This is a genomic window from Acidovorax sp. GW821-FHT11A03, assembly GCF_058809075.1.
Map to the genome: position 1 here is coordinate 356,696 of NZ_JBXASG010000004.1, position 23,309 is coordinate 380,004.

Below are 23,309 nucleotides of genomic sequence, written 5' to 3' on the forward strand. Positions count from 1 at the left end.
GCAAGCGAGGCGAGAGAAGGGGGAAGGCGCGAAGCGCATCAGGGGGTTGTTCTTCATTTCCAGGGGCGGTGGTAGGCGCCCAGCGTGTGCTGCTGCCCTTCGGCCACCTGGTCCAGGCTGGCCATCCAGCGCGTCTTGGGCGCGTAGCGGTGGGGGTGGGCCAGGCACTGGTCGATGGCCTCGCGCCAGACCTGCGTGACCTGGGCCACGTAGGCCGGGCTGCGCTGGCGCCCTTCGATCTTGATGGCGCGCACGCCCATCTTCACGAGCTGGGGCAACAGCTCCAGGGTGTTGAGGCTGGTGGGCTCCTCGATGGCGTAGTAGTTCTCGTCGCCGCCCACGTCGAAGCGGCCCTTGCACAGCGTGGGGTAGCCGGCGCTCTCGCCGGGCGCATAGCGGTCGATCAGCACGCCGTTCAGGCGCGACTCGCGGCCCTGCGGCGTTTCCACCCAGCGCACGGCCTTCGGGGGCGAGCACACGCCGTGCGTGTTGGGCGATTCGCCCGTCGCATACGACGACAGCGCGCAGCGCCCCTCGACCATCACGCACAGGCTGCCAAAGCCGAACACCTCGATCTCCACGGGCGTGCGGTCGATGACCTGGCGCACCTGCTCCATCGACAGCACGCGCGGCAGCACGGCGCGCACGATGCCGAACTGCTCGCGGTAGAAGTTGATGGCCTCGTAGTTGGTGGCCGAGCCCTGCACCGACAGGTGCAGCCGCAGCCGGGGGTGGCGCCGCACCGCGTATTGCATGAGGCCCGGGTCGGCCAGGATGACCGCGTCCACGCCCAGGTCCACCGCCTTGTCCAGGGCGCTGCGCCACGGCCCCGGGTTGGCGGCCTGCGGGTAGGTGTTGAGCGCCATGAAGACCTTGCAGCCACGCGCATGCGCATGGGCGATGCCGCTGGCGATGGCCGCCTCGTCAAAGTTCAGGCCCGCGAAGTTGCGCGCGTTGGTCGCGTCGCGCAGGCCCAGGTAGACGCAGCTGGCACCATGGTCCACCGCCGCCTTGAGCGCGGGCAGGCTGCCGGCGGGGCAGACGAGTTCGAGGGCGGGCGCGGCCTCTGCAGGGTTGTGGGGTTCCATGGCTCTGGTTCAAACGCAGGCCCCCGGTGGGAGCCCAAGCACTGGGTGGCACCATACCGAGGCCGCTGCGCGCGCCGGCTGATCTTCATCAACCGGAGTGCACAATGCCAGAGCAATGCAGTCGGACTTTGACGCGGCCCGGCCGCCCATGCCCGCCTCGACCCGTTCCTTCCCCATTCCAACAACACCCTTCGCCGTGAACAAGAACCTGTGGCTGCTGGCCCTGTGCCAGGGCCTTTTCCTGACCAACAACGTGGTCTTCATCGCCATCAACGGACTGGTGGGCCTGCAGCTCGCCCCCTTTGGCTGGATGGCCACGCTGCCCGTGATGGGCTATGTGGTGGGCGGGGCCCTGTCCACCGCGCTCGTGGCCCGCAGCCAGGCCCGGTGGGGCCGCAAGGTGTCGTTCCAGATCGGGCTGGCCGTGGCGGTCGCGTCGTGCGGCCTGTGCGCGTGGGCGGCCTTCAGCGCCAGTTTCTGGCTGCTGTGCGCCGCCACCGTGGTGGCGGGCTACTACAGCGCCAATGGCCAGCTCTACCGCTTTGCCGCCGCCGAGCTGGCCCCCGCGGCCTACCGCGAAAAGGCCGTGTCGCTGGTGCTGGCGGGCGGCCTGCTGGGCGCCGTGGCCGGGCCGAACCTGGCCAGCGCCACGCGCACGCTGTTTCCGGTGCCTTTCGCGGGCGCCTACGTGGTGCTCATGGGCGTGGCCCTGCTGTCCATGCTGTGCATGGCGGCGATCCGCTTCGAGGCGCAGCCCGCGCGGCGCGACGCCGCGGGGCAGCCCGTCGCGGGCCGCCCCCTGTCCGAGCTGATGCGCCAGCCCGCGTTCGTGGTGGCCATCCTGGGCGCCGCGCTGGGCTATGGCGTGATGAACCTGCTGATGGCCGCCACGCCGCTGGCGATGCAGGTGTGCGGCTTCAACTTCGATGCGGCCGCGCTGGTGCTGGAGTGGCACGTGATCGGCATGTTCGCGCCCGGCTTCGTCACCGGCCACCTCATCAAGCGCTTTGGCGTGCTGTCCATCATGGGCGCCGGCGTGCTGCTGAACCTGGCCTGCGTGGCCGTGGCGCTCATGGGCGTGGAGCTGCACCACTTCGGCATCGCGCTGTTCATGCTCGGCGTGGGCTGGAACTTCCTGTTCACGGGGGCCACCACGCTGTCCATGACCGCCTACCGCCCCGAGGAAAAGGACCGCGCCCAGGCCGCCATCAACTTCTGCGTGTTCGCCACGCTGGCGCTCAGCTCGTTCTCGTCCGGCGTGCTGGTCACCACGCAGGGCTGGACGCTGCTCAATGCCGGGTCCCTGGTGCCCATCGTGGTCACGGGCCTGGCGCTCGCCTGGCTCGCGGCCCGGCGGCGGCGCGCCGTCTAGGCCCGCGTGGCTCCGGCGCCGGCACCGCCCGGCACCGCGACCGCGTGGGCGAGCCACCGGGCAAACGCGGCCACGGCGGGGTCTTCCTGCCGCCCGTGCGCCACGAAGAGACTGTAGCCACGCAGGCCGCTGTCATGGTGCGGATGCGCCAGCGCCAGTTCGCCGGACAGCAGCTCGCGCTCCACGAAGTAGTGCGGCACCAGGCCGATGCCCAGGTCCGCGCGCACCGCCTCGACCAGCATGGAAAACAGGTCGAACCGGTGGCCGCCCAGGCTGTGCGCCGGCACGCGCGTGATGCCCGCGCGGGTGAACCACGCATCCCACGCGCCCAGCCGCGAGCTCAGCTGCAGCAGCGGCACCGCGCGGAAGTCACCGCGCTCCATCGCACGCCGGTGGCGCGAGCCGGGAGCGCACACGGCCACGCACACCTCGCTCATCAGCGGCACGGGCTGCACCCCGGGCCAGGCGGCGTCGTTGTACTGCACGGCCACGTCGAAAGGGATCTCCTGCATGTAGGTGTGCGTGGGGTACACCTGCAGGTGCAGGCTGCAGCCCTTGTGCGTGGCCAGGAAGGCCGGCAGGCGCGGCAGCAGCCAGCGCTCGGCGAACACGGGCACGCAGCCCACCAGCAGCCGCGCGCCGTCGGGCCGCTGGGCCATGGCTTCGAGCGTGTGGTTCTGCAGGCGCAGCAGGTCGCCCACCACCTGCGCGTGGTAGCGGCGGCCCGCCTCGGTGAGCGTGGAGCCGCGCGCGCCGCGCTGCACGAGCTGCAGGCCCAGCTGGCCTTCGAGCAGGCGCAGCTGCTGGCTCACGGCGCTGTGCGTGAGGCACAGCTCTTCGGCGGCCTTGCTCACGCCGTGGTGGCGCGCCACGGCATCGAAAACGAGCAGGGCGCGGGTGCTGGGAATGTGCTGGCGCATGTAAGAAAAACTATCGGCCCGGCAGATTAAAGCAGAACCGCGCCCCTCCAATCGGTCCAACAATTGCAGGGCGCTTGCGTGCCAGGCGCCGCGCGCACCGGATGCCGCGGCCCGCGTCTGGCCGGGCCCCCCTTCCTTCGCAACTCCGCACTCTCCATCATCCCGACCATGAAGAACCCTGCCTCCATCTTCCGCTTCACTCCCGGCGCCGTGGCGCTGGCCGCCGCGCTGCTGGGCCCTGCCGCCCACGCGCAAGGCGCCGTCGCCGCCACGCCCACCACGCTGCGCCCGGCCGTGGACCAGGCCTACACGCAGCTCATGGCGGCGCCCCAGATCCTGAAGCTGCTCGACGCGGTGAAGGCCGACCACGACCGCGCGGCGCAAGACCTCCGCATGCTCACCGAGATCGAGGCGCCACCGTTCAAGGAGCAAAGGCGCGCCGAGGCCTTCCTCGCACGCCTGAAGGCCCTGGGCCTGGCCAGCGCCGCCATCGACGCCGAAGGCAACGTGGTCGGCATCCGCAAGGGCACGGGCAGCGGGCCCAAGCTCGTGATCTCGGCCCACCTGGACACCGTCTTCCCCGCCGGCACCGACGTGAAGGTGAAGGAGCGCGACGGCAAGCTCTACGCGCCCGGCATCTCGGACAACACGCGCGGCCTGGCCGTGCTGCTGTCGTGGCTCAAGGTGCTCAACGACCAGCAGATCGCCACGGTGGGCGACCTGGTGTTCGTGGGCAATGTGGGCGAGGAAGAGCTGGGCAACCTGCGCGGCATGAAGCACCTGTTCAAGGAGCACCTGGACATTGACGGCCTGGTGGCGCTGGAGCCCGCGCCCGACGGCACGGTGCTGGTGCTGGGCACGGGCAGCCACCGCCACGAGGTGACCTTCAAGGGCCCGGGCGGCCACAGCTACGCGGCCTTCGGCCAGGTGCCCAGCGCGATCCACGGCATGGGCCGCGCGATCGCCAGGATCGCCGAGATCCGCACGCCCGCCACCCCCAAGACCACCTTCACCGTGGGCACGGTGGGCGGCGGCACCTCGGTGAACACCATCGCGCCCGATGCGCGCATGGCGGTGGACATCCGCTCCGACGAGATGGCCCCGCTGCTGGCCACCGAAAAGCAGGTGCTCTCGGCCATCGATACCGCCGTGGCCGAGGAGAATGCACGCTGGAATGTGAACACGCTCTCCGCCTCCACCAGGCTCATCGGTGACCGCCCCGGCGGCCGCACGGCGGCGGACTCGCTGATCGTGGAAGCCGCCGTGCGCGCCAACATCGCGTTCGGCCGCAAGACGGTGCTGGGCGGCGCGAGCACCGATGCCAACGTGCCCATGTCGCTGGGCATCCCGGCCATCGTGATCGGGGGCGGGGGCAAGACCGGTGGTTTTCATGCGCTGTCGGAGTGGATCGACCTGACCGATGCCTGGCAGGGGGCGCAGACCTCGCTGGTCACGGTGCTGGGCCTGGTGGGCGTGCAGGGCGTAAGCGAACCCCTGCTGGAGAAACGCCCGGCGCGCAGCCAGTGAACGGCGGGCGGCGGGCCCTCCCGCCACGCCCTGGCCGGCGGCCCGGCACCTGCCAGCCTTGCCGGCCCAGCCCGTCGCCCACGCACGGGCGGTAGGGGAATTCACGATTGTTGACACTGGGGCCAGGGCGCGGATGCGTACCATCGCTGGTACCGGGCCCAGGGCCGTGAGCGGCCCCGGGCCGGCGCTCGGCCGTTTTTTACCCCCTTCTGCAGGAGATCACCATGGGTTTGCTCGATTCCGTATTGGGTGCCGTCATCAATAGCGCATCACAGGGCGGCCCCCAGGGCTCCGCCGGCGGCGGCGGTGCCGCAGGCGGGCTGGGTGGCCTGCTGAGCCTGGCCGCGCAGAACCCCCAGCTGGTGCAGGCCGTGATGTCCCTCATCAGCAACGATGGCCCGGTGGGCGGGCTGCCGGGCCTGATGGCCCGGTTCCAGCAGGCCGGGCTGGGCAACGTGATCGCCTCCTGGCTCAGCGCGGGGCCCAACCAGGCCATCTCGGGCGAGCAGCTTTCGGACGTGCTGGGCAGCGGCCCGCTGTCGCAGATCGCCGCGCAGCTGGGCGTGGGCTCCGGCGCGGCGGCAGGCCAGCTGGCCCAGGTGCTGCCGGGCCTGATCGACCAGCTCAGCCCGCGCGGCGAGGCGCCGCAGGGCGGGTTTGGAACGTCCAGCGACCTGTTTGGAATGCTGGGCGGTTTGCTACAAAAATAGTAGCTTTCAGCGCTTGGGGGACAAGCGCTACCGGCCATTCTGGCCCGAAACCACTGCGGCGGCGCTCACCCCGCCGCCGGGCAGCGCCGCTCCAGCCACTGCCGCAGCATGTCGAACACCGGCGCGGCCAGTTCGGGGCTTTCATTGAACAGCTCGTGGAACAAGGGCTCGAAGCCGTGCGACTGCACCAGCGCCCGGGGCGCGGCGGCCGCGAAGGCACGGCTGCCGGCGGGATTGACCAGCTTGTCGCTACCCGCCCACAGGAGCAGCGTGGGCACGCTCCAGTGCGCGGCGCGGGCCACCGTGGCGGGGCCGCCCGTGGCGATGAAGCGCGCCAGGCGCGCGCTGATGCGGTCGTGGCACAGCGGGTCGGCCAGGTAGGCCGCGGGCACGGCCGGGTCGTGGGAGAGGTACTGCGTATCCAGCCCGTTGCCCACGCGCAGGTTCGGTGCGATGCGCGGCAGCGTGGCCAGCAGCAGTTTTTGCACGGCGCCCAGGCCCGCGTCGAGCGCGGGGGATGAGAGCACCAGCGCATCCACCGGCCGCAGGTTCAGGGACACAAAACGCGAGGCGACCAGCCCGCCCATGCTGTGGCCCAGCAGCACCAGGGGCTGGCCGGCCGGCATGCGGGCACGGGTGGCGTCCACCATGTCGGCCAGGTCGTCCAGCAGCCGCATGTCCGAGGTGAGGCCGCCGCGCGGGCCGCTCGACTCGCCGTGGCCGTACTGGTCGTAGCCGCGCGCGGCGAATCCCCAGGCATTCAGGCGCCGCGCCAGGGCGTCGTAGCGGCCCACGTGTTCACCCAGGCCGTGCACCAGCAGCACGGTGCCCCGTGCCGGCACGCCGCGCCCCACCAGGGGCCAGTCCTGCACCGCCAGGTTTTCCCCATCCCCCGCGGTGAAGGTGGTCAAGGTGCTCAGGGTGGACGCAATGGAGTCAGAGGACATGGTGGAACGGGCTCAAGGCAACGCGGCCGGCCGGGCCAGCGCCCTGGCGGTGCGCGTTGCGGTGCGGGGGAAGGGCGGCGGCTGCATCCACACACCGGGGGAGAAGGCAGCGCCAGGGCACATGCGCGGGGGCGGCGATGCGCGCGGTGGGGTTCAGGCCGCCACGGCGGTGGCCTGCTGCGCCGCCATGGCCGCGATCACCTGCGCCACGGCGGCGGTGAGCTTCTTGGCGTAGGGCACGTGCAGGAACTCGTTGGGGCCGTGCGCGTTGCTCTTGGGGCCCAGCACGCCGCAGACCATCATCTGCGCGGTGGGAAAGCCTTCGCTGAGCATGTTCATGAGCGGGATGGTGCCGCCCTGTCCGATATGGCCGCACGGCGCGCCGAAGTGGGCCTGCGAGGCCTCGTTCAGCGCCTGCTCGAACCAGGGCGTGGCGCTGGGCGCGTTCCAGCCCGTGGCGCCGCTCGTGCCCTGGAAGGTGACCTTGGCCTGGTAGGGCGCGTTGTCTTCGAGCAGGGCCTTGAGCTCCTGCACGGCCTGGCCGGCATCCACCAGGGGCGGCAGGCGCAGGCTGAGCTTGAACGCGGTGTAGGGGCGCAGCACGTTGCCGGCGTCCTGCAGCGCCGGGAAGCCCTCGGCGCCGGTGACGCTGAGCGTGGGCTCCCAGGTGCGCTTGAGCAGGGCCTGCACCGGGTCGGTGGTGGTGGGCAGGGCGAAGGTGGTGGCGCCGCCGCAGTCGTAGTGGGCCCAGGGGAAGCGCTTGTACACCTCTTCGCCCAGGATGGCGGCCGTGGCGCGGGCCTGGGCCAGGCGGTCGGCGGGCACCTCGCAGTGGAAGCTCTGGGGCAGCAGGCGGCCGGTGGCACTGTCTTCCAGCCGGTCGAGCACCTGGCGCATGATGCGGAACGACGAGGGCACCAGGCCCGAGGCGTCGCCCGAGTGGATGCCTTCGGTCAGGATCTCGACCTTGAGCGTGCCGGTGGCCATGCCGCGCAGGCTGGTGGTGAGCCACAGCTGGTCGTAGTTGCCCGCGCCCGAATCCAGGCACACCACCAGCGCCACGTTGCCCATGCGGGGCTTCAGGGCATCGATGTAGGGCAGCAGGTCGCGCGAGCCGCTTTCCTCGCAGGTCTCGATCAGGCCCACGATGCGCGGGTGGGGCACGTTCTGGCGCTTCAATTCCTGCACGGCCGCAATGCTGGCATAGACCGCGTAGCCGTCGTCGGCGCCGCCCCGGCCATAGAGCTTGCCGTCCTCGTACTTGGGCGTCCAGGGGCCCAGGTCGCCGCGCCAGCCCGAGAACTCGGGCTGCTTGTCGAGGTGGCCGTACATGAGCACGGTGTCCGTCGCGCCGGGCTGCGTGGATGCGATCTCGAAGAACAGCACGGGGGTGCGGCCTTCCAGGCGCACGACGTCGAGCGTGAGGCCTTCGACTTTCTGCGATTCGACCCACGCGGCGGCGTTGCGCACCACGGTGTCGAGCAGGCCCTGCTCGGCCCAGTCGGGCGAGAACATGGGCGACTTGGCGGGGATGGCGATGTAGTCGGTCAACTGGCGAACAATGTCGTCGTCCCACGCCTGGCTCACCCGCTCGAGCGCGAGTGCAGGTTGCAGGATCTGGTGGGGGACACGGGCATTCATGGGGCTCTCCTGAAAAAGTCTCTGGGGGACCAAAAACAGCATTCCAACACAACCCCCGCGCGGACGCCACGGTGGGCGCGCAGAGACCTTCACGGCGGGCGCGGACGCCGCACGTGCCCCAGCCCCCGCGCAGCGGGCGCCGCCCCCTGAGGGAGGGCGCGCGGGGAGGCATTTCAATACCTGGAAGCCGGGTGGGTCTCGGGGTTGTCCCGCGCCGCCATCTGGGAGGCGGGGCGCCGCAGGGCCGTGGCCACCTCCACGCGGTTGCGCCCGTTCTCCTTGGCCTGGTAGAGCGCGCGGTCGGCGGCGGCGATCAGCATGTCCCAGCTGTCGCCGGGTTCCAGCCGGCCGCCGAAGACGCCGATGCTCGCGGTGACGGCGATGCCCACGCCCGCATCGGCATCGGCGGCGCCGGCGGGGCGAACGCGGCAGCGCGATTCCTCCACCGCCTTGCACAGCTCGCGCGCCAGCTGCTCGGCCCCCAGCAGGGTGGTGTCGGGCAGCACCACCATGAATTCCTCGCCGCCGTAGCGGCCCACGAGGTCCTGCGCCCGCACGCGCTCCTTCAGCACGCTGACCACGCTGCACAGCACCTGGTCGCCCGCGGGGTGGCCGTGGCGGTCATTCACGCGCTTGAAATGGTCGATGTCCACCATCATCAGCGCGATGGACTCGCGCGTGCGCACGGCGCGCGCCACGTCGCGGTCCAGCGCGGCGATCAGCGCGCGGCGGTTGGCCACGCCCGTGAGCGGATCGAGCGCCGCCATGATGCGGTTGTTTTCGTCCGCGCGGTCGCGCGACATGAACACGAAGCCCATGGAGCTGATGAGCACCACCGACACGGTGCCCATGAAGGTCAGGGTCTGCAGGGCGCTGCCCTGCAGGATGCCGGTGGCCGCCTCGCTGGCGCTGAGGGCCAGCAGCGCGCGGCCGCCCAGGACCAGCGCCTCCAGCCCGAGCCCCGCCACCAGCAGCCATTGGCCGCGCCCCACGGTGGCATGGCGGCGCTCCAGCGCCGCGGCCAGGGCCCACACGGCCTGCAGGCCGATGGCCAGGCCCACGAAGCTCACGCGCGCCGGAAAGTTGTCGATGAATGCGATGACGAACCCCGTGACCAGCGCGGACGGCGTGAGCAAGAGCAGCCACCGCACCGGACGGCCCTGGAACTGGTAGATCGCCGCGATCATCCCCACGAAGACGCAGGACAGCAGCAGGTTGCCCACCACCACGGACAGCGCGTCCGGCACCTGCCCGCGCAGCATGATCAGCAGGTGCCCCATGGCATTGACCAGCAGGGCGGCGGCCCACCGCCCCAGGCCGTCGCGCCGGCGCCCCCAGCCCACCACGGCCATGGAGGCCGCCATCATCAGCGAGCTGACAATGATCATTGCCAGCATGGTGGGAACATGGGCGGCCATGGCGGGCAGGTGGGGTTGTGCGGACAAGGAAGTTCAGCCCAGCATAAACCATGGAATCGGGCGCGAGAACCGATCAATTGCCAAGCCGCCCGCGCCGGGGCCCGCCGCCGGCCCCCGCAGGCCCGCGCCCGTCAGCGCAGCCGGGCGGGGGCGGGGGACGCTGCCAAGGCCGGCCGGTCCGCGGGCGCAGGCTCGCCGCCGGGGCCGCGCGAGAGCTTGAAGACCTGCACCGCCCCGGCCAGCCGCTGCGCCTGGTCGCGCAGGCTCTGGGCGGCGGCGGCGGACTGCTCCACCAGCGCGGCGTTCTGCTGGGTCATCTGGTCGAGCTGGTTCACCGCCGTGTTCACCTGGCCGATGCCATCGGACTGCTCGCCCGAGGCCGCCGTGATCTCGCCAATGATGTCGCCCACGCGTTGGACAGAGCCCACGATCTCGTCCATGGTGCTGCCCGCGTTCTGCACCAGGCGCGCGCCCGACTCCACGCGCTCCACCGAGGCGCCGATGAGCGCCTTGATCTCGCGCGCCGCCTCGGCGCTGCGCCCCGCCAGCGACCGCACCTCGCTGGCCACCACCGCGAAGCCCCGGCCCTGTTCGCCCGCGCGCGCCGCCTCCACCGCCGCGTTGAGCGCGAGGATGTTGGTCTGGAAGGCGATGGAGTCGATCACGCTGATGATGTCGGCGATCTTGCGCGAGCTCTGGTTGATGTCGCCCATGGTGGTGACGACCTCGCCCACCACCTGGCCGCCGCGCGCGGCCACGGCGGCGGCGGTGCTGGCCAGCTGGTTGGCCTGGCGCGCGGCATCGGCCGACTGGCGCACCGTGGACGTGAGCTGCTCCATGCTCTGTGCCGTCTGGGCCAGACTGCTGGCCGTGGCCTCGGTGCGGGCCGACAGGTCCTGGTTGCCGCTGGCGATCTCGGCGCTGGCGGTGGTGATGCTGTCCACCGCCGTGCGCACCTGCTGCAGCATCTGCGTGTAGCGCTGGCGCATGCCTTCGACCTCCTGCACCAGCGCGCCGATCTCGTCGCGCCGCGTGGTGCGGAATTCCTCGGTGAGGTCGCCCTGCGCCACCAGCGTGATGGCCTGCGTGAGGTCCTGCAGCGGGCGGCTCACGCCCCGGCGCAGCATGAGGAACAGGCCGATGGCCAGCAGCACCACGGCCAGGGCCATCAGGCCCCACACCGCCAGCGTGACGCGGCGCTGGCTGGCCATGGCTTCGCCGTCGGCCACCTCGGCCACCACCCACCAGCCCCCGCCCGTCTTGCGCACCAGCGCCCAGGGGTCGGTGGCGCCCGCGCCCAGCACGGGCGCGGCCTCGCGCACGAAGCCGTCGCCGGAGGCGGCCAGCGCCTCGAAGAAGGGACGCGCCTCGGGGTAGGCCTCCAGCACGCGCTTGCCGCGCGCCGTGGGGTGGTACACGAACACGGCCTTGTCGAGCGAGGCGCCGGGGTTGACCACGTAGGTGCCGCCGTGCTCGAAGAATTTTGTCTGCGCCACCTGCTTTTGCAGCATGGCGTGGAACACGCTGATGTCGTTGCCGATAAAGAGCAGCGCGATCACCTTGCCCGAGGCGTCCTTGGACGGCAGGTAGTGGCCCATGTAGGGCTTGCCCCCCACCACGGTGACGCCGGTGTAGGGCTCGCCCCTGGCCACCGTGGCGTAGGCCGGGTCGTCGCGGGACAGGGGCGTGCCCTGCTGGCGCTCGCCCTTGTCATTCTTGACCGACGTGGTCACGCGCATGAAGTCCTCGCCCTTGCGCGCGAACACCGTGGCGATGCCGCCCGTCTCGCTGGCGAACTTGTCGACCGAGCCGTAGTCCTCGTTGACCAGCGCGCCGTAGCTGCGCAGCTCGCCCGTGGCCTCGTCCAGGTGCATCACGCCCTCGAAGTAGCGCTGAAAGCCCCGCATGGTGAGCTGCACCAGTTCGCGGTTGGTGTTGTCGGCCGCGTCCAGCGACTGGGCCACGCTCTGCGCCGTGTCGCCGACGCTGGCCACCACCTGGGCGCGCGTGCTGCGCTCGGTCAGCACGGCGATGGCCAGCCCCACGAACACCAGCACCAGGGCCACCAGCGCAATGGCCGCCAGCGTGACCTGCCGGGCGACGGAACGGTTGTTGGCAAGGGAAGCGGCCATGCGGTATGTCTCCTGGAGATTGAAAGCCCAAAGCCGGCTGGGCCGGTCTCAGAAAGGGTTCTCAAACGCCTGAGAACACGCTGCTTCACTCTAAGTCCGGAGGCTTGTTACATTTATTCACGCATTCCCTTACGCAAAGCTGCGTACCTCGACGCGGCCCCTGCATGGACCATAGCGTGCGAAACGGGGCGCCCCCCGGGGGGACGGCCCAACGCGGATCAGGGGGTCTTCCCCCTCATCCAGCCCAGGCCCTGGGAGGTGCCGGCCGCCGGCCGGTATTCGCAGCCGACCCAGCCGCGGTAGCCCAGGGCATCGATGGTGTCGAAGAGGTAGGGGTAATTCAGCTCGCCGGTGTCGGGCTCGTGGCGGCCGGGCACGCCGGCGATCTGGATGTGCGAGACGCGGCCCGTGGGCAGGTAGCGCCGCAGCTTGGCCGCCAGGTCCCCTTCCACGATCTGGCAGTGGTACAGGTCCATCTGCACCTTGAGGTTGTCGGCCTGCACCGCATCCAGCAGCTCGTGGGCATGGTCCTGCCGGTTCAGGAAGTAGCGCGGCATGTCGCGCAGGTTGATGGGCTCGATGAGGATCTCGCGCCCGGCCCGCGCGGCCTGCGCTGCCGCCCAGCGCAGGTTGCCCGCGCACAGGTCCTTGAGCGATTCGCGCTCGACGCCCGGCGGCACGGTGCCCGAGAGCACATGGATGCGCGGGCAGCCCAGCACCTCGGCATGGCGCAGGGCTTCCTCGACTCCCGCGCGGAACTCTGCCTCGCGCCCCGGCAGCGCGGCCGTGCCGCGTGCGCCGTGTTCCCAGGCGGCGGCCATGCCGGCGCGGTCGGTGCCGCCCGCCGGGGCGTTGAACAGCACCAGCTGCAGGCCGCTGTCCTGCAGCCGCGCGGCCACCTCGGCGGGCGCGAACGCGTACGGAAACTGGAACTCCACGGCGGTGAACCGGTCGCGCGCGGCGGCCTCGAAGCGCTGCAGGAACGGCAGCTCGGTGTACATCAGGCTCAGGTTGGCGGCAAACTGGGGCATGGCAGGCGGTGGAGGGCGTCGGGACCCGGCAGCTTATCGCGCGGCATGGGGGCCTGGGCGCACCGCTGCGAAGCAATAGGCTCAAAACAGCCCCTGGCGCTACATGGACAAGCGCGAACAGCTATATATTCAATAGCAGCCTGACGATACACCAAGGACACACGCATGCGCATTGGAGAACTCGCCCGACGCACCGGCACCACCCCCAAGGCCATCCGCCTGTACGAGGGGCGAGGCCTGCTGGGCACCGTGGCGCGCAACGGCAGCTACCGCCAGTACGGCGAGGCCGATGTGGCCCAGGTGCGGCTGATCCGCCAGGCCCAGGCCCTGGGCTTTCGGCTGTCGGAACTCGATGGCCTGGACCAGATGCACACCGCCGAGGGCGGGGACCGCATGGCGCAGCGGGTGGCGGCCCGGCGGGTGGCGGTGGCGCAGGAGCTGCTGCGGCTGCAGGCGCTCGATGCCGAACTGGCGCAGCTGCAGGCGCAACTGCATGCCTGCGACGGCATGGCCGTGCCCGCCACGGCGCAGGCCTGCGCCGTGGCCGCGCCGGTTCCGCCCGCGGCCCGCGACGCCCGGCAATTCACCGCCCCGGTGGCGCGGGGCGCGCCGCATCGCGCGCCGGCTTGATCCAGCTGCTTGACTCTGCCCCGTGGGGCAAGGTGACCATGGCGCCATCGACAACAACGTGTGTGATGGAGGTTCTGTGGCACAACAACGCATTCTGGTCATCCTGGGCCACCCGGCGCCCGCCAGCCTGTGCGCGGGCATGGCCCGCGCCTATGCCGAAGGGGCGCTGGACGCGGGCGCCGAGGTGCGGTTCCTGGACGTGGGGCAGCTGGCGTTCGATCCGCTGTTCCTGGGCTACGGCGCCGCGCAGCCCCTGGAGCCCGATCTGGCCGCCGCACAGGCCGACATCCGCTGGGCCGGACACCTCGTGTGGGTCTACCCCATCTGGTGGGGCGCGATGCCCGCGCTGCTCAAGGGTTTCATCGACCGCACCTTCCTGCCCGGCTACGCGTTCAAGTACCGCGCCGGCTCGCCGCTGTGGGACAGGCTGCTGGCAGGGCGCTCCGGCGAACTGCTGGTGACCATGGATTCACCGCCCTGGTACTTCCGCTGGGTCACGCGCATGCCGGGGCATCACCAGATGAAGAAGGCCATCCTGGAGTATTGCGGCATCCGGCCCGTGCGGGTGCACAGCTTCGGGCCGGTGCGCACCGCCAGCAAGGAGCGGCTGGCGGGCTGGGTGGCGCACGCGCGGGACCTGGGGCGGCGCAGGGGCGCGAAACCCGGCACCGCGAGCGCCAGCCCCGCGCCGCAGGCCCCCGCATCGCCCTGACGCCGCGGCGCCCGTTCAGGCCAGGGCCAGGTACTTTTCAAGGTGGCCCATGGCGCGGGCCACGTACGCCTCCTTCTCGCCAACCGGGGCCACGTAGTGAAGCGCGCTTTCCGCGGCCTCCACGCCTTCCAGCCGGGCGATCACCCACGCGGCCAGGTACGGCGCGGCCAGGCAGCCACCGGCCGTGGCGATGTTGCCGTGCGCGACCAGGGGCTGGTTCAGCACCGTGACCCCGGCCTCTTGCACCCAGGGCCTCGTGGTCAGGTCGGTGCAGGCGGGCACGCCGCCGAGCAGGCCCAGGCGGGCCAGCACCAGCGTGCCCGAACACTGGGCGCCCAGCAACTGGCGGGCGGGGTCGAAGTCCATCTGCGCCATCAGGGATGCGTCGTTCACCACCTCGCGCGTCTGCATGCCGCTGCCCACCAGCACGGCATCGGCCGTGCGGGCCCAGGACAGCGGCGCCTGCGCCTCCACCACCACGCCGTTCATGGACCGCACCCGGGGCGCGGGGCAGGCCAGGCACACCTGCCAGCCCGGCTTCTTCACCCGGTTGAGAACACCCAGGGCGATGAGCGAGTCCAGCTCGTTGAAACCTTCGAACGTCAGTATGGCAATGCGCATGGCGCTTCTCCTGGCGGGAAAACGGCCCCCGCCGGCGGTGGATGAACAGTGGAACCCATGGTATCGGCGGTGTTCAATACAATCAAAAAATTGTCATGAATACACTGCGGAGGCGCCATGGGCCAGGTCCGGTACAAGCAGGTGGTGGATGCGCTGGCCACCGACATCCGCGCGGGCCGGCTGCGGCCCGGCACCCGCCTGCCCACGCACCGCGCCCTGGCGCAGCGCCACGGCCTGGCGCTGGCCACCGCCAGCCGCGTGTACGCCGAGCTGGAGGCCATTGGCCTGGTGGTGGGCGAAACCGGGCGCGGCACCTTCGTGCGCGATGGCTCCTGCCCGCGCGGCCTGGGCGCCGACCTGGCCACGCCCGCACCCGGCTCGGCGGACTTGTCGTTCAACAGCCCCGGCGTGCCGGGGCAGGCGGACCTGCTGCGCGACGCGCTGCGCAGGCTGGCGGCATCGGGCGACCTGGAATCCCTGCTGCACTACCACCCCTACGGCGGGCGGCCGCACGAGCGCGCCATCGTCGCCCGGCACCTGGCCACCCGCCAGCTGTGGGTGACCGGCGAGCAGGTGCTCATCGTCAACGGCGCGCAGCACGGCATGGCGGTGGCGGCGCTGGGGCTGCTCAGCCCCGGCGACGTGGTGGCGGTGGATGCCCTCACCTACCCCGGTTTTCGCGTGCTGGCCGAGCGCATGCGGCTGGACCTGGCGCCCGTGCCCGTCGGGCCGGGCGGCACGGACCTGGACGCCCTGCAGCGCCTGTGCCAGGCCCGGCCCGTGCGCGCCATCTACACCATGCCCACGCTGCACAACCCGCTGGGCTGCGTGATGGATGCGGGGGCCCGCAAGCGCCTGGTGGCGTTGGCGCGCGCCCACGATCTGCTGGTGCTGGAGGACGCCCCCTACGCCTACCTGGCGGCCGACACGCCGCCGCCCGTGGCCGCGCTGGCGCCCGAGCGCACGGTCTACCTGTCGAGCCTGTCGAAGAACGTGGCCACGGGCCTGCGCTTTGGTTTTGTCGCGGCCGCGCCGGCGCTGATCGCCCCCATCGAGCGCGCCGTGCGTGCCACCGCCTGGAACACGGCGGGCGTGATCACTGCCATCGCCTGCGGCTGGATCGAGGACGGCACCGTAGCGCGCCTGGAGGCCGAAAAGCGCACCGACGCGGCCCGCCGCCAGGCCATCGCCAGCGAGGCCCTGGCCGGGCTGCCGCTGGTGCGGCACCCGCATTCGTACTTTGCCTGGCTGCCGCTGGGCGACGACCAGCGTGCGGACCGCGTGGCCGGGGCGCTCGCGCGGCGCGGCGTTGCGGTGTCCACCGCCGAAGGGTTTGCCACCACGGCGCACGTGCCGCATGCGCTGCGCCTGGCGCTGGGCTCCATCCCCTGCGAGGACCTGCCACGGGCCCTGGCCGCCGTGAAGGCGGTCGTGGAAAGCGACTCTTCCTGAGCGGCATGGCCGCGCCGCGACACGCCGCGCCTTCCGGGGCCGCCGCCCGGCTTCACTGCTTGCCGGCGAACGCCCGCACCGCGGCGCGGCCCACGGCGGGGTCATCGGTAAAGAAGCCGTCGATGCCCGCGCGCAGATACGCCGTGATCTCGGCCGCGCTGTCGCCGCGCGCCGTGCCATCCGCCGCCGGAGCCTTCTTCAGGCCGGCGGGCAGGAAGGCGTTCTCGGGCCGCAGCGTCCAGATGTGCACGGCCAGGCCTTCGGCGCGGGCACGCGCGACCAGCGGCGTGGGTTCGCCGGGCAGGCCGTCCTTCACCGGCACGACCAGGGTCTTGAAAGGGCCGATGGCATTGGCATACGTGGCCACCTGCTTCAGGCCTTCGGGCGTGATCAGGTCGGCATAACCGCGCGCATTGGCCGCGCCCTGGGCCACAAAGTCATACGGCCGGCCCGAGGGAGCCACCAGCTGCACCAGGCGCACGCTGCTGAGCCTGCGGATCGCCTGCAGGTTGGCCACCTCGAACGACTGCACGAACACGGGGGCTTCCTTGTGGTTCCAGCCGTTCTTCTCCAGCACGGCGAGCAGCGGCGCCTCCAGCGGCTGGCCGATGGACTGGAAATAGGTGGGGTGCTTGGTCTCGGGGTAGATGCCGACCACGCGGCCGGTTTTGGCGCTCGCCGCCTTGGCCAGGTCGATCACCTCCTGCAGCGTGGGCACCTCGAACTGGCCGTTGTAGGCCACGTTGGCGGGGCGTTGCGCGGGGATGCGCTCGCGGGCGCGCAGGGTTTTGAGCTCAGCCAGCGTGAAGTCTTCGGTGAACCAGCCGGTGATGGACTGGCCGTCGATGGTCTTGGTGGCCTTGCGGCCCGCGAACTCGGGGCGGTCCACCACGTCGGTGGTGGCTTCCTTCACCGAGCCATCGGCGCCCAGGATGGCAATGGCGTTCTCGTGCCGGGCCACCAGCACGCCGTCCCTGGTGATGACCAGGTCGGGCTCGATGATGTCGGCGCCATCGTCAATGGCCTGCTGGTACGCCGCCAGCGTGTGCTCGGGCCGCAGCGCCGAGGCGCCCCGGTGGGCGATCACAGTGGGAGTGGGCGGCCAGGCCTGGGCCATGGCGCCCAGCGCCCAGGTGGCGAGCAACGCGGCAGCAGTCGTGGCGCGCAGTGCAATGCGTTTCATGCGGGTCTCCTACAAACAGAGCCCGCACCTTAGCCGATGCGCTTGACAGCGGCGTGTCGCCGGGGCGCACACACCCACAAGCGCTACGCGTGTTCGAAGTGGAAGACCGCCGTGCCCGCGCGCGCATTCGGCAGCCAGCGCACCTCCTGCCCATCCTGCAGGCCGAAGGCATCCAGGATGCGCAGGCTGTTCTTGGTGGCCAGCACCTCGAAGTCCTTGTAGGTGCCCACGCGGATGTTGGGCGTGTCGTACCACTGGTAGGGCAGGCGCCGCGTGACGGGCATGCGACCGCGCAGGATGGACAGGCGGTTGGGCCAGTGCGCAAAGTTGGGGAAGGCCACCACGCCCGTGCGGCCCACCCGCGCGGTCTCGCGCAGCATGGTTTCGGCATTGCGCAGGTGCTGCAGCGTGTCGATCTGCAGCACCACGTCGAACGAGTTGTCGCCGAACATGGCCAGGCCCTCGTCGAGGTTGAGCTGGATCACATCCACGCCGCGCTGCACGCAGGCGAGCACGTTGGCATCGTCGATCTCCACGCCGTAGCCGCTGCAGCCGCGCTCGCGCTGCAGGTAGTCGAGCATGGCACCGTTGCCGCAGCCCAGGTCGAGCACGCGCGAGCCGGGGGGCACCAGGCGTGCCAGGGCTTGCATCGCCGCTTTTTCGGTCATGGCTGCAGCTCCTTTGCAATGCTATCGAAGTAAGAGCGCATCACGCCCATGTAGCGGGCGTCATCGAGCAAAAATGCATCATGCCCGTGGGGCGCGTCGATTTCGGCGTAGCTCACGCTGCGGCGGTTGTCGAGCAGCGCCTTGACGATCTCGCGGCTGCGCTTGGGTGAGAAGCGCCAGTCGGTGGTGAAGCTCACCAGCAGGAACCGCGCCGTGGCCCGCGCCAGCGCCCGCGTGAGGTTGCCGCCCTGGGTGCGCGCGGGGTCGAAGTAGTCCAGCGCGCGCGTGATCAGCAGGTAGGTGTTGGCATCGAAGTAGTCGCTGAACTTGTCGCCCTGGTAGCGCAGGTAGCTCTCGATCTGGAATTCGATGTCCTGCGTGCTGTACTTGAGTTCCAGGCCTTCCCGGAGCTGCCGCCCGAACTTCTCGTTCATCACGTCGTCGCTCAGGTACGTGATGTGGCCGATCATGCGGGCGATGCGCAGGCCACGCTTGGGGATCACGCCGTGCCGGTAGAAGTGGCCGCCGTGGAAGTCCGGGTCGGTCACGATGGCGCGGCGGGCGACCTCGTTGAAGGCGATGTTCTCGGCCGTGAGGTTGGGCGCGCTGGCCACCACCACCGCGTGGCGCATGCGCTCGGGGTACTGCAGTGTCCAGGAGAGCGCCTGCATGCCGCCCAGGCTGCCGCCCAGCACGGCGGCGAGCTGCTGGATGCCCAGGCGGTCGAGCAGGCGGGCCTGGGCGTTGACCCAGTCCTCCACCGTGACCACCGGGAAATCCGCGCCGTAGACCTCGCCCGTGTCGGGGTGGTTGTGCATGGGGCCGGTGGAGCCGAAGCATGAGCCCAGGTTGTTCACGCCGATGACGAAGAAGCGGTCGGTGTCCACGGGCTTGCCCGGGCCGATCATGTTGTCCCACCAGCCTTCGCTCTTGTCCTGGCCCGCGTAGACGCCGGCCACGTGGTGCGAGGCGTTGAGCGCGTGGCACACGAGCACGGCATTGGAGCGGTCGGCGTTGAGCGTGCCGTAGGTCTCGTAGGCCAGGTGGTAGTCGCGGATGGACGCACCGCTTTGCAGCGGCAGCACCTCCGGAAAGTGCATGGTCTGAGGTGTTGCGATGAACGACATAGTTGGAACTGGTGAGCCCTCATGTTCCACCGCTTGCGCGCACCGCTGCTCCACAAACAAGGAAGCCGCCCTGGCCTGGAGCGCCGCCCCAGGACAAAAAAAACCCGGCGTCGCTAAAAACGAGGCCGGGTACATAGGTCGGACGGGTCTTTAGCAGGATTTATAAAGCGCCCGCAAGCTGTGGCAAATCGGCGCGTCTGGCAAATATACCAAAAGCGCCTGCGGATGGCTCCTGCTTTTCGCAGCCTCCCTCAGCCGACCGGCGTGAAGATGGCCAGCAGCCCCAGCACCAGGAAGATCACGGCAGACACGATGTGCACCGCGCGGATCGGCACCCGGCGGGTGATGCGCTCGCCCAGCCACACCACGGGCGCGTTGGCGATCATCATGCCCAGCGTGGTGCCTGCCACCACCCACAGGTAGGCGTTGTACTGCGCGGCCAGCATGACGGTGGCGATCTGCGTCTTGTCGCCCATCTCGGCCAGGAAGAACGCGATCAGCGTGGTGCCGAACACCCCCCAGCGCGGCGAGCCGTCGGCCTCGCCTTCGTCAAGCTTGTCGGGGATCAGCATCCAGATGGCCATCGCGATGAACGATGCCCCCAGGATCCAGCGCAGGATCTGCGGCCCCACGAACGTCGTCACCCACGAGCCCACTGCGCCGGCCAGGCCATGGTTGACCAGCGTGGCCACCAGGATACCGAGGACGATGGGCCAGGGTTTGCGAAAGCGTGCGGCGAGCACGAGCGCCAGAAGCTGCGTCTTGTCGCCCATTTCGGCGAGCGCGACGATGGCGGTGGAGATGAAAAACGGTTCCATGTGGGGGTCCTGTCCGGCCGGATGTTGTTCGAAACGCATTGACTGCACCCCGACTCCGGCCATTTGGATCGGCATGCAGTCAATGGTCTCGCCCAGCTAGAAAACCGCATACGCCATAGGTCCACCGGACCCAAGTTTGTTGACGCATGCCCCCGGCGCATTGCGCACCGGGCGGGCTACTCCCCAAAGACCCGCGTATTTTACCCTGCGCCAGCCTGGCGGGGGTGCCCCGGCCGTGACCGCCTGTCTTTTTTCCTCGGGAAAACCCTTCCACGCACGCGTGAAAACCCCTGATTTGTGCACGACGGGCGGCTTTCCCCAGAAATAAAACCCCACGCGCCACATAAAGTGATTAATAATGGGTTCGCTTTTCTGCTTGCAGGAGAGCAGTTAGCTTAGCGGTGAATGGTCAGTTTCGCGTCTTTGAAGTCGTCACAGGTTTGTTGATTGCGTCGGGCTCCATCGCGTTTTCATGTTTTTTCAGGAGTCCTTCATGGGCAACAAACTTTACGTGGGCAACCTGCCCTACTCTTTCCGCGACGAAGATCTGCAGCAGACCTTCAGCCAGTACGGCTCGGTTGGCAGCGCCAAGGTCATGATGGAGCGCGACACCGGCCGCTCCAAGGGCTTCGGCTTTGTCGAAATGGGCAGCGATGCAGAAGCCCAAGCCGCCATCCAAGGCGTGCATGGCCAAAACTTCGGCGGCCGTGACCTCGTGGTCAATGAAGCCCGCCCCATGGAGCCCCGTGCTCCCCGTAGCGGCGGCTTCGGCGGCGGCAACGGTGGTGGTGGCGGCTACGGCGGTGGTGGCGGCGGCGGTTACGGCGGTGGCCGTAGCGGCGGCGGCGGTGGTGGTGGTTACGGCGGTGGCCGTAGCAGCTACTAAAAAGACCTCATCGGCAGACCTCGCGGCCTGCCGAAGGCAAGACAAAGGAGCCCCAGGGCTCCTTTTTTCATGGCCGCGCGGTATCGCCACCACAGTCGGCATCACCGCTTGCTTTTTCGGCAAAAGTGTGGCGCATAATGGGTTGGCGGGTGCAACCCGTTTCCAAGTTTGCGGTGATCCGTCAGTTTCGCGCTGAGAGCGTCATTGAGATTAGCTGGCTGCGTTTTCGGGACTCCATCGCTTTATCCATGTGTTTTTGAGGAGTCCCTCGATGGGCAACAAACTGTACGTCGGCAACCTGCCGTACTCGGTGCGCGACAGCGATCTGGAACAGGCCTTCGGCCAATTCGGCGCAGTGACCAGCGCCAAGGTCATGATGGAGCGCGACACGGGTCGATCCAAGGGCTTTGGCTTCGTGGAAATGGGCAGCGACGCAGAAGCCCAGGCCGCGATCAACGGCATGAATGGCCAGCCCCTGGGCGGCCGCAGCATCGTCGTGAATGAAGCACGCCCCATGGAGCCTCGCCCACCCCGCAGCGGTGGATTTGGCGGCGGTGGCGGCGGCGGCTACGGCGGCGGTGGTGGCCGCAGCGGTGGTGGTGGCGGCTACGGCGGTGGCCGTGAAGGCGGCGGTGGTGGCTATGGCGGCGGCCGCGAGGGTGGCGGCGGTGGTTACGGCGGTGGCGGCCGCAGCGAAGGTGGATTCCGCAGCCCCTACGGCTCCGGTTCCCGCAACGGCGGCGGTGGCGGTGGTGGCCGCAACGGCGGCGGTGGCGGCTATGGCGGTGGCGGCGGCAGCAGCTACTGAAGAAGCACCCTGCCGGGGAGTTTTCCTGGCAAGGCCAAAGCCCCTTCGGGGGCTTTTTTCATGGGCGGCCGCCCCAGCCGGCGGGCGGGCGGCGGCAGCGCCCCGGCGCGGGGCCGGCGCGCTATGTCTGCTCGTCCTGGCGCCGCTTGCGGGGGCGGCCTGACAGCAGCTTGTCGAAAAGCGCGTTCGGCAGGAGCCGCAGCACCTTGGCGACCACCCCCATCTGCCACGGGATGACCCGGTAGCTCACGCCCTGGGTGATGGCCCGGTAGGCATGGTCCGCGAAATCACCGGCCTGCATCAGAAACGGCATGCTGTAGCGGTTCTGGCGCGTGAGCGGCGTGTCGATGTAGCCCGGTGAAATGGTGACCACGCGCACGCCGTGCGGGCGCATTTCCCCGCGCAGGCTTTCGCAATAGCTGATGACGGCGGCCTTGCTGGCGCAGTAGGCGCCGTGGCCGGGCAGGCCCCGGATGCCCGCCACGCTGCCGATGCCCACCAGCGTGCCGCTGCCCCGCTGTGCCATGGCATCGACAAAGGGGTGGAACGTGGCCGCCACGCCGATGTTGTTGGTGGCAAAGGTGCGCGCCATCACTTCGAGGTCATCACGCACGGCCGTGTCCATGCCCACGCTGATGCCGGCATTGGCGATGACCACGTCCGGCACTCCCTGGCGCGCGACACAGTCGCGGCCCGCCGCAACGATGCTGTCGGTGACCGCCACGTCTGCGCTATAAATTTCGTAGCTATCCGCGCTTATCCCTTGTGCGTCAGCCCATGTTTTCACCTCGGATGTCCGGCGCGCCGCCAGCGCCAGGCGGTAGCCCGAGCGATGGAAACGCAGGGCCAGCGCCTGCCCAATGCCGCTGGACGCTCCGGTGATGAAGACAAGGGGAGTGGTCATGGGGGGCTCCGGGCAGGGACAGGGGTGGGCTCGGCGGCTAGGGCTTGGCCGTGCCGGGCTGGAGCACGCCGCGCACGCGCCCGCGCAGTTGCAGCACCTGGTCGAGGTTGTCGTAGTCCATGCCGTCGGCGGTGAAGCGATCGTTGCCGCGCGTGAGGGTGACGGGCTTGTCCGAACGCACACGCTCCGTGCTGGTATAGGCGTGCAGGAATTCGCTGCGGAACTCGAGCCGCGGCTGCGCCGGCGTCCCCGGCCTGGCGGCCAGGGGCTCGCGCGTGACGATGGCGTTGCCGAACAGCTGGACCTCCGAACCATCGGCGTTGGTCAGGGCGCGGTCCGCCGTGGCCACGGTGAGGCGCCCGGCGGGCGTGACCGAGCGCATGCGCGCCTTGTCGATCTCCAGCGTGTCGGTGTCGGGGTAGTGCCGCGCCTCCGCGCCCTGCACTTCGCTCTGCAGCCGCCCCGCGGCATCAAAGCTCTTCACCGAGAAGGATTTCATGAAGTAGTCTGGCTGGTGCCCCTGCTGGCGTTCGGCGGCGGGCAGCAGGGGCATGGGCGCGTTGCGCACCAGCCACCAGGTGCCCAGCGCCAGCAGGCCCATGAGCACGACGGGCAGGTACAGCGAGAACTGGTCCCAGCCCTGGCGGATCACGTTGCGCGTCATGGGGCCGCCTCCGGGCCGGGCGCGCCAGCCTGGCCCGTGGTCCATGGGTG

22 protein-coding genes and 1 riboswitch are annotated in these 23,309 nt (G+C 70.1%); of the genes, 8 read left to right on the forward strand and 14 right to left on the reverse strand.

What is annotated here, in order from left to right; genetic code table 11:
• Window positions 1-53: 53 nt before the first annotated feature.
• Window positions 54-1,088 carry a ubiquinone anaerobic biosynthesis protein UbiU gene (gene ubiU / locus AC1RVY_RS12045; protein ID WP_492806702.1) on the reverse strand — a complete coding sequence of 345 codons (1,035 nt, stop codon included), beginning with the start codon at window positions 1,086-1,088 and terminating at the stop codon, window positions 54-56.
• Between the two features lie 196 nt (window positions 1,089-1,284).
• Here ubiU and AC1RVY_RS12050 point away from each other — a divergent pair, with 196 nt between their 5' ends.
• Window positions 1,285-2,460: an MFS transporter gene (locus tag AC1RVY_RS12050; RefSeq protein WP_369640895.1), complete on the forward strand. Its 1,176-nt coding sequence runs from the start codon at window positions 1,285-1,287 to the stop codon at window positions 2,458-2,460.
• Here the strand turns inward: AC1RVY_RS12050 and AC1RVY_RS12055 are convergent.
• Window positions 2,457-3,380, reverse strand: coding sequence for a LysR family transcriptional regulator (locus tag AC1RVY_RS12055; RefSeq protein ID WP_492806703.1), 924 nt, complete (start codon window positions 3,378-3,380; stop codon window positions 2,457-2,459). The two genes, AC1RVY_RS12050 and AC1RVY_RS12055, sit on opposite strands and share 4 nt — an antisense overlap.
• 168 nt (window positions 3,381-3,548) lie before the next feature.
• On the opposite strand from AC1RVY_RS12055, the gene AC1RVY_RS12060 reads away from it, so the two are divergent.
• The gene (locus tag AC1RVY_RS12060) at window positions 3,549-4,907 is read left to right on the forward strand and encodes a M20/M25/M40 family metallo-hydrolase (RefSeq protein WP_492806704.1); all 1,359 of its coding nucleotides are present in this window, start codon (window positions 3,549-3,551) and stop codon (window positions 4,905-4,907) included.
• Between the two features lie 224 nt (window positions 4,908-5,131).
• Window positions 5,132-5,617: a YidB family protein gene (locus AC1RVY_RS12065; protein WP_218297033.1), complete on the forward strand. Its 486-nt coding sequence runs from the start codon at window positions 5,132-5,134 to the stop codon at window positions 5,615-5,617.
• Between the two features lie 65 nt (window positions 5,618-5,682).
• Here AC1RVY_RS12065 and AC1RVY_RS12070 read toward each other — a convergent pair whose 3' ends face one another.
• The 5 genes from AC1RVY_RS12070 to otnI form a co-directional block, all read right to left on the reverse strand.
• Window positions 5,683-6,564 carry an alpha/beta hydrolase gene (locus AC1RVY_RS12070; protein WP_492254226.1) on the reverse strand — a complete coding sequence of 294 codons (882 nt, stop codon included), beginning with the start codon at window positions 6,562-6,564 and terminating at the stop codon, window positions 5,683-5,685.
• 153 nt (window positions 6,565-6,717) lie between these two features.
• Complete coding sequence (locus AC1RVY_RS12075) at window positions 6,718-8,205, reverse strand: M20 family metallopeptidase (protein ID WP_218339363.1); 1,488 nt, start codon at window positions 8,203-8,205, stop codon at window positions 6,718-6,720.
• 173 nt (window positions 8,206-8,378) lie between these two features.
• Window positions 8,379-9,623: a GGDEF domain-containing protein gene (locus AC1RVY_RS12080; RefSeq protein WP_218297205.1), complete on the reverse strand. Its 1,245-nt coding sequence runs from the start codon at window positions 9,621-9,623 to the stop codon at window positions 8,379-8,381.
• 131 nt (window positions 9,624-9,754) lie between these two features.
• Complete coding sequence (locus tag AC1RVY_RS12085) at window positions 9,755-11,755, reverse strand: methyl-accepting chemotaxis protein (RefSeq protein WP_218339362.1); 2,001 nt, start codon at window positions 11,753-11,755, stop codon at window positions 9,755-9,757.
• A 218-nt stretch (window positions 11,756-11,973) separates the two neighbouring features.
• Window positions 11,974-12,786: a 2-oxo-tetronate isomerase gene (gene otnI, locus AC1RVY_RS12090; protein ID WP_492246439.1), complete on the reverse strand. Its 813-nt coding sequence runs from the start codon at window positions 12,784-12,786 to the stop codon at window positions 11,974-11,976.
• Window positions 12,787-12,951: 165 nt separating this feature from the next.
• On the opposite strand from otnI, the gene AC1RVY_RS12095 reads away from it, so the two are divergent.
• Together AC1RVY_RS12095 and AC1RVY_RS12100 are read left to right on the forward strand one after the other, a co-directional pair.
• Window positions 12,952-13,416: a MerR family transcriptional regulator gene (locus AC1RVY_RS12095; protein ID WP_218297028.1), complete on the forward strand. Its 465-nt coding sequence runs from the start codon at window positions 12,952-12,954 to the stop codon at window positions 13,414-13,416.
• Between the two features lie 76 nt (window positions 13,417-13,492).
• On the forward strand, window positions 13,493-14,128 hold the full coding sequence (locus tag AC1RVY_RS12100) for an NAD(P)H-dependent oxidoreductase (protein WP_218297027.1): 636 nt from the start codon (window positions 13,493-13,495) through the stop codon (window positions 14,126-14,128).
• A gap of 15 nt (window positions 14,129-14,143) precedes the next feature.
• Here the strand turns inward: AC1RVY_RS12100 and AC1RVY_RS12105 are convergent, their stop codons facing one another.
• Window positions 14,144-14,749, reverse strand: a complete 606-nt coding sequence (locus tag AC1RVY_RS12105) for a DJ-1/PfpI family protein (protein WP_218297026.1) — start codon at window positions 14,747-14,749, stop codon at window positions 14,144-14,146.
• 117 nt (window positions 14,750-14,866) lie between these two features.
• On the opposite strand from AC1RVY_RS12105, the gene AC1RVY_RS12110 reads away from it, so the two are divergent.
• Window positions 14,867-16,201 (forward strand): aminotransferase-like domain-containing protein, encoded by a 1,335-nt coding sequence (locus AC1RVY_RS12110; protein WP_492806705.1) that lies wholly within the window; start codon window positions 14,867-14,869, stop codon window positions 16,199-16,201.
• A gap of 52 nt (window positions 16,202-16,253) precedes the next feature.
• Here the strand turns inward: AC1RVY_RS12110 and AC1RVY_RS12115 are convergent, their stop codons facing one another.
• The 4 genes from AC1RVY_RS12115 to AC1RVY_RS12130 all read right to left on the reverse strand — a co-directional run bounded on the left by AC1RVY_RS12115 (window position 16,254) and on the right by AC1RVY_RS12130 (window position 19,997).
• On the reverse strand, window positions 16,254-17,384 hold the full coding sequence (locus tag AC1RVY_RS12115; RefSeq protein WP_492806706.1) for a glycerophosphodiester phosphodiesterase: 1,131 nt from the start codon (window positions 17,382-17,384) through the stop codon (window positions 16,254-16,256).
• 83 nt (window positions 17,385-17,467) lie between these two features.
• Window positions 17,468-18,052, reverse strand: a complete 585-nt coding sequence (metW, locus tag AC1RVY_RS12120) for a methionine biosynthesis protein MetW (protein ID WP_492246444.1) — start codon at window positions 18,050-18,052, stop codon at window positions 17,468-17,470.
• Window positions 18,049-19,179 carry a homoserine O-succinyltransferase MetX gene (gene metX, locus AC1RVY_RS12125; protein ID WP_492806707.1) on the reverse strand — a complete coding sequence of 377 codons (1,131 nt, stop codon included), beginning with the start codon at window positions 19,177-19,179 and terminating at the stop codon, window positions 18,049-18,051. Before metX ends, metW begins: the two co-directional genes overlap by 4 nt.
• Window positions 19,180-19,430: 251 nt before the next feature.
• Window positions 19,431-19,997 (reverse strand): TMEM165/GDT1 family protein, encoded by a 567-nt coding sequence (locus AC1RVY_RS12130; RefSeq protein ID WP_218297022.1) that lies wholly within the window; start codon window positions 19,995-19,997, stop codon window positions 19,431-19,433.
• A gap of 23 nt (window positions 19,998-20,020) precedes the next feature.
• Window positions 20,021-20,194: riboswitch (yybP-ykoY riboswitch) on the reverse strand.
• 296 nt (window positions 20,195-20,490) lie between these two features.
• Here AC1RVY_RS12130 and rbp (AC1RVY_RS12135) point away from each other — a divergent pair.
• Together rbp (AC1RVY_RS12135) and rbp (AC1RVY_RS12140) are read left to right on the forward strand one after the other, a co-directional pair.
• Window positions 20,491-20,883 carry an RNA-binding regulator gene (rbp, locus tag AC1RVY_RS12135; protein ID WP_218297021.1) on the forward strand — a complete coding sequence of 131 codons (393 nt, stop codon included), beginning with the start codon at window positions 20,491-20,493 and terminating at the stop codon, window positions 20,881-20,883.
• Window positions 20,884-21,154: 271 nt separating this feature from the next.
• Entirely contained in the window at window positions 21,155-21,691 is a 537-nt protein-coding gene (rbp, locus tag AC1RVY_RS12140; protein WP_492806708.1) for an RNA-binding regulator, read from the forward strand.
• Between the two features lie 121 nt (window positions 21,692-21,812).
• On the opposite strand, the gene AC1RVY_RS12145 is transcribed toward rbp (AC1RVY_RS12140), so the two are convergent.
• A complete protein-coding gene (locus tag AC1RVY_RS12145; protein ID WP_218339359.1) occupies window positions 21,813-22,595 on the reverse strand; it encodes an SDR family oxidoreductase in 783 nt (260 codons plus the stop codon).
• A gap of 37 nt (window positions 22,596-22,632) precedes the next feature.
• Window positions 22,633-23,259 (reverse strand): LPS export ABC transporter periplasmic protein LptC, encoded by a 627-nt coding sequence (lptC, locus tag AC1RVY_RS12150; RefSeq protein ID WP_218297018.1) that lies wholly within the window; start codon window positions 23,257-23,259, stop codon window positions 22,633-22,635.
• Window positions 23,260-23,309: the final 50 nt, after the last annotated feature.

What these genes read in the sequence shown, in the direction of transcription:
- ubiU (WP_492806702.1), bottom strand. Translation starts at nt 1,088, where the DNA reads ATGGAACCCCACAACCCTGCAGAGGCCGCGCCCGCCCTCGAACTCGTC.
- AC1RVY_RS12055 (WP_492806703.1), bottom strand. Translation starts at nt 3,380, where the DNA reads ATGCGCCAGCACATTCCCAGCACCCGCGCCCTGCTCGTTTTCGATGCC.
- AC1RVY_RS12060 (WP_492806704.1), top strand. Translation starts at nt 3,549, where the DNA reads ATGAAGAACCCTGCCTCCATCTTCCGCTTCACTCCCGGCGCCGTGGCG.
- AC1RVY_RS12065 (WP_218297033.1), top strand. Translation starts at nt 5,132, where the DNA reads ATGGGTTTGCTCGATTCCGTATTGGGTGCCGTCATCAATAGCGCATCA.
- AC1RVY_RS12070 (WP_492254226.1), bottom strand. Translation starts at nt 6,564, where the DNA reads ATGTCCTCTGACTCCATTGCGTCCACCCTGAGCACCTTGACCACCTTC.
- AC1RVY_RS12075 (WP_218339363.1), bottom strand. Translation starts at nt 8,205, where the DNA reads ATGAATGCCCGTGTCCCCCACCAGATCCTGCAACCTGCACTCGCGCTC.
- AC1RVY_RS12080 (WP_218297205.1), bottom strand. Translation starts at nt 9,623, where the DNA reads ATGGCCGCCCATGTTCCCACCATGCTGGCAATGATCATTGTCAGCTCG.
- AC1RVY_RS12085 (WP_218339362.1), bottom strand. Translation starts at nt 11,755, where the DNA reads ATGGCCGCTTCCCTTGCCAACAACCGTTCCGTCGCCCGGCAGGTCACG.
- otnI (WP_492246439.1), bottom strand. Translation starts at nt 12,786, where the DNA reads ATGCCCCAGTTTGCCGCCAACCTGAGCCTGATGTACACCGAGCTGCCG.
- AC1RVY_RS12095 (WP_218297028.1), top strand. Translation starts at nt 12,952, where the DNA reads ATGCGCATTGGAGAACTCGCCCGACGCACCGGCACCACCCCCAAGGCC.
- AC1RVY_RS12105 (WP_218297026.1), bottom strand. Translation starts at nt 14,749, where the DNA reads ATGCGCATTGCCATACTGACGTTCGAAGGTTTCAACGAGCTGGACTCG.
- AC1RVY_RS12110 (WP_492806705.1), top strand. Translation starts at nt 14,867, where the DNA reads ATGGGCCAGGTCCGGTACAAGCAGGTGGTGGATGCGCTGGCCACCGAC.
- AC1RVY_RS12115 (WP_492806706.1), bottom strand. Translation starts at nt 17,384, where the DNA reads ATGAAACGCATTGCACTGCGCGCCACGACTGCTGCCGCGTTGCTCGCC.
- metW (WP_492246444.1), bottom strand. Translation starts at nt 18,052, where the DNA reads ATGACCGAAAAAGCGGCGATGCAAGCCCTGGCACGCCTGGTGCCCCCC.
- metX (WP_492806707.1), bottom strand. Translation starts at nt 19,179, where the DNA reads ATGTCGTTCATCGCAACACCTCAGACCATGCACTTTCCGGAGGTGCTG.
- AC1RVY_RS12130 (WP_218297022.1), bottom strand. Translation starts at nt 19,997, where the DNA reads ATGGAACCGTTTTTCATCTCCACCGCCATCGTCGCGCTCGCCGAAATG.
- rbp (WP_218297021.1), top strand. Translation starts at nt 20,491, where the DNA reads ATGGGCAACAAACTTTACGTGGGCAACCTGCCCTACTCTTTCCGCGAC.
- rbp (WP_492806708.1), top strand. Translation starts at nt 21,155, where the DNA reads ATGGGCAACAAACTGTACGTCGGCAACCTGCCGTACTCGGTGCGCGAC.
- AC1RVY_RS12145 (WP_218339359.1), bottom strand. Translation starts at nt 22,595, where the DNA reads ATGACCACTCCCCTTGTCTTCATCACCGGAGCGTCCAGCGGCATTGGG.
- lptC (WP_218297018.1), bottom strand. Translation starts at nt 23,259, where the DNA reads ATGACGCGCAACGTGATCCGCCAGGGCTGGGACCAGTTCTCGCTGTAC.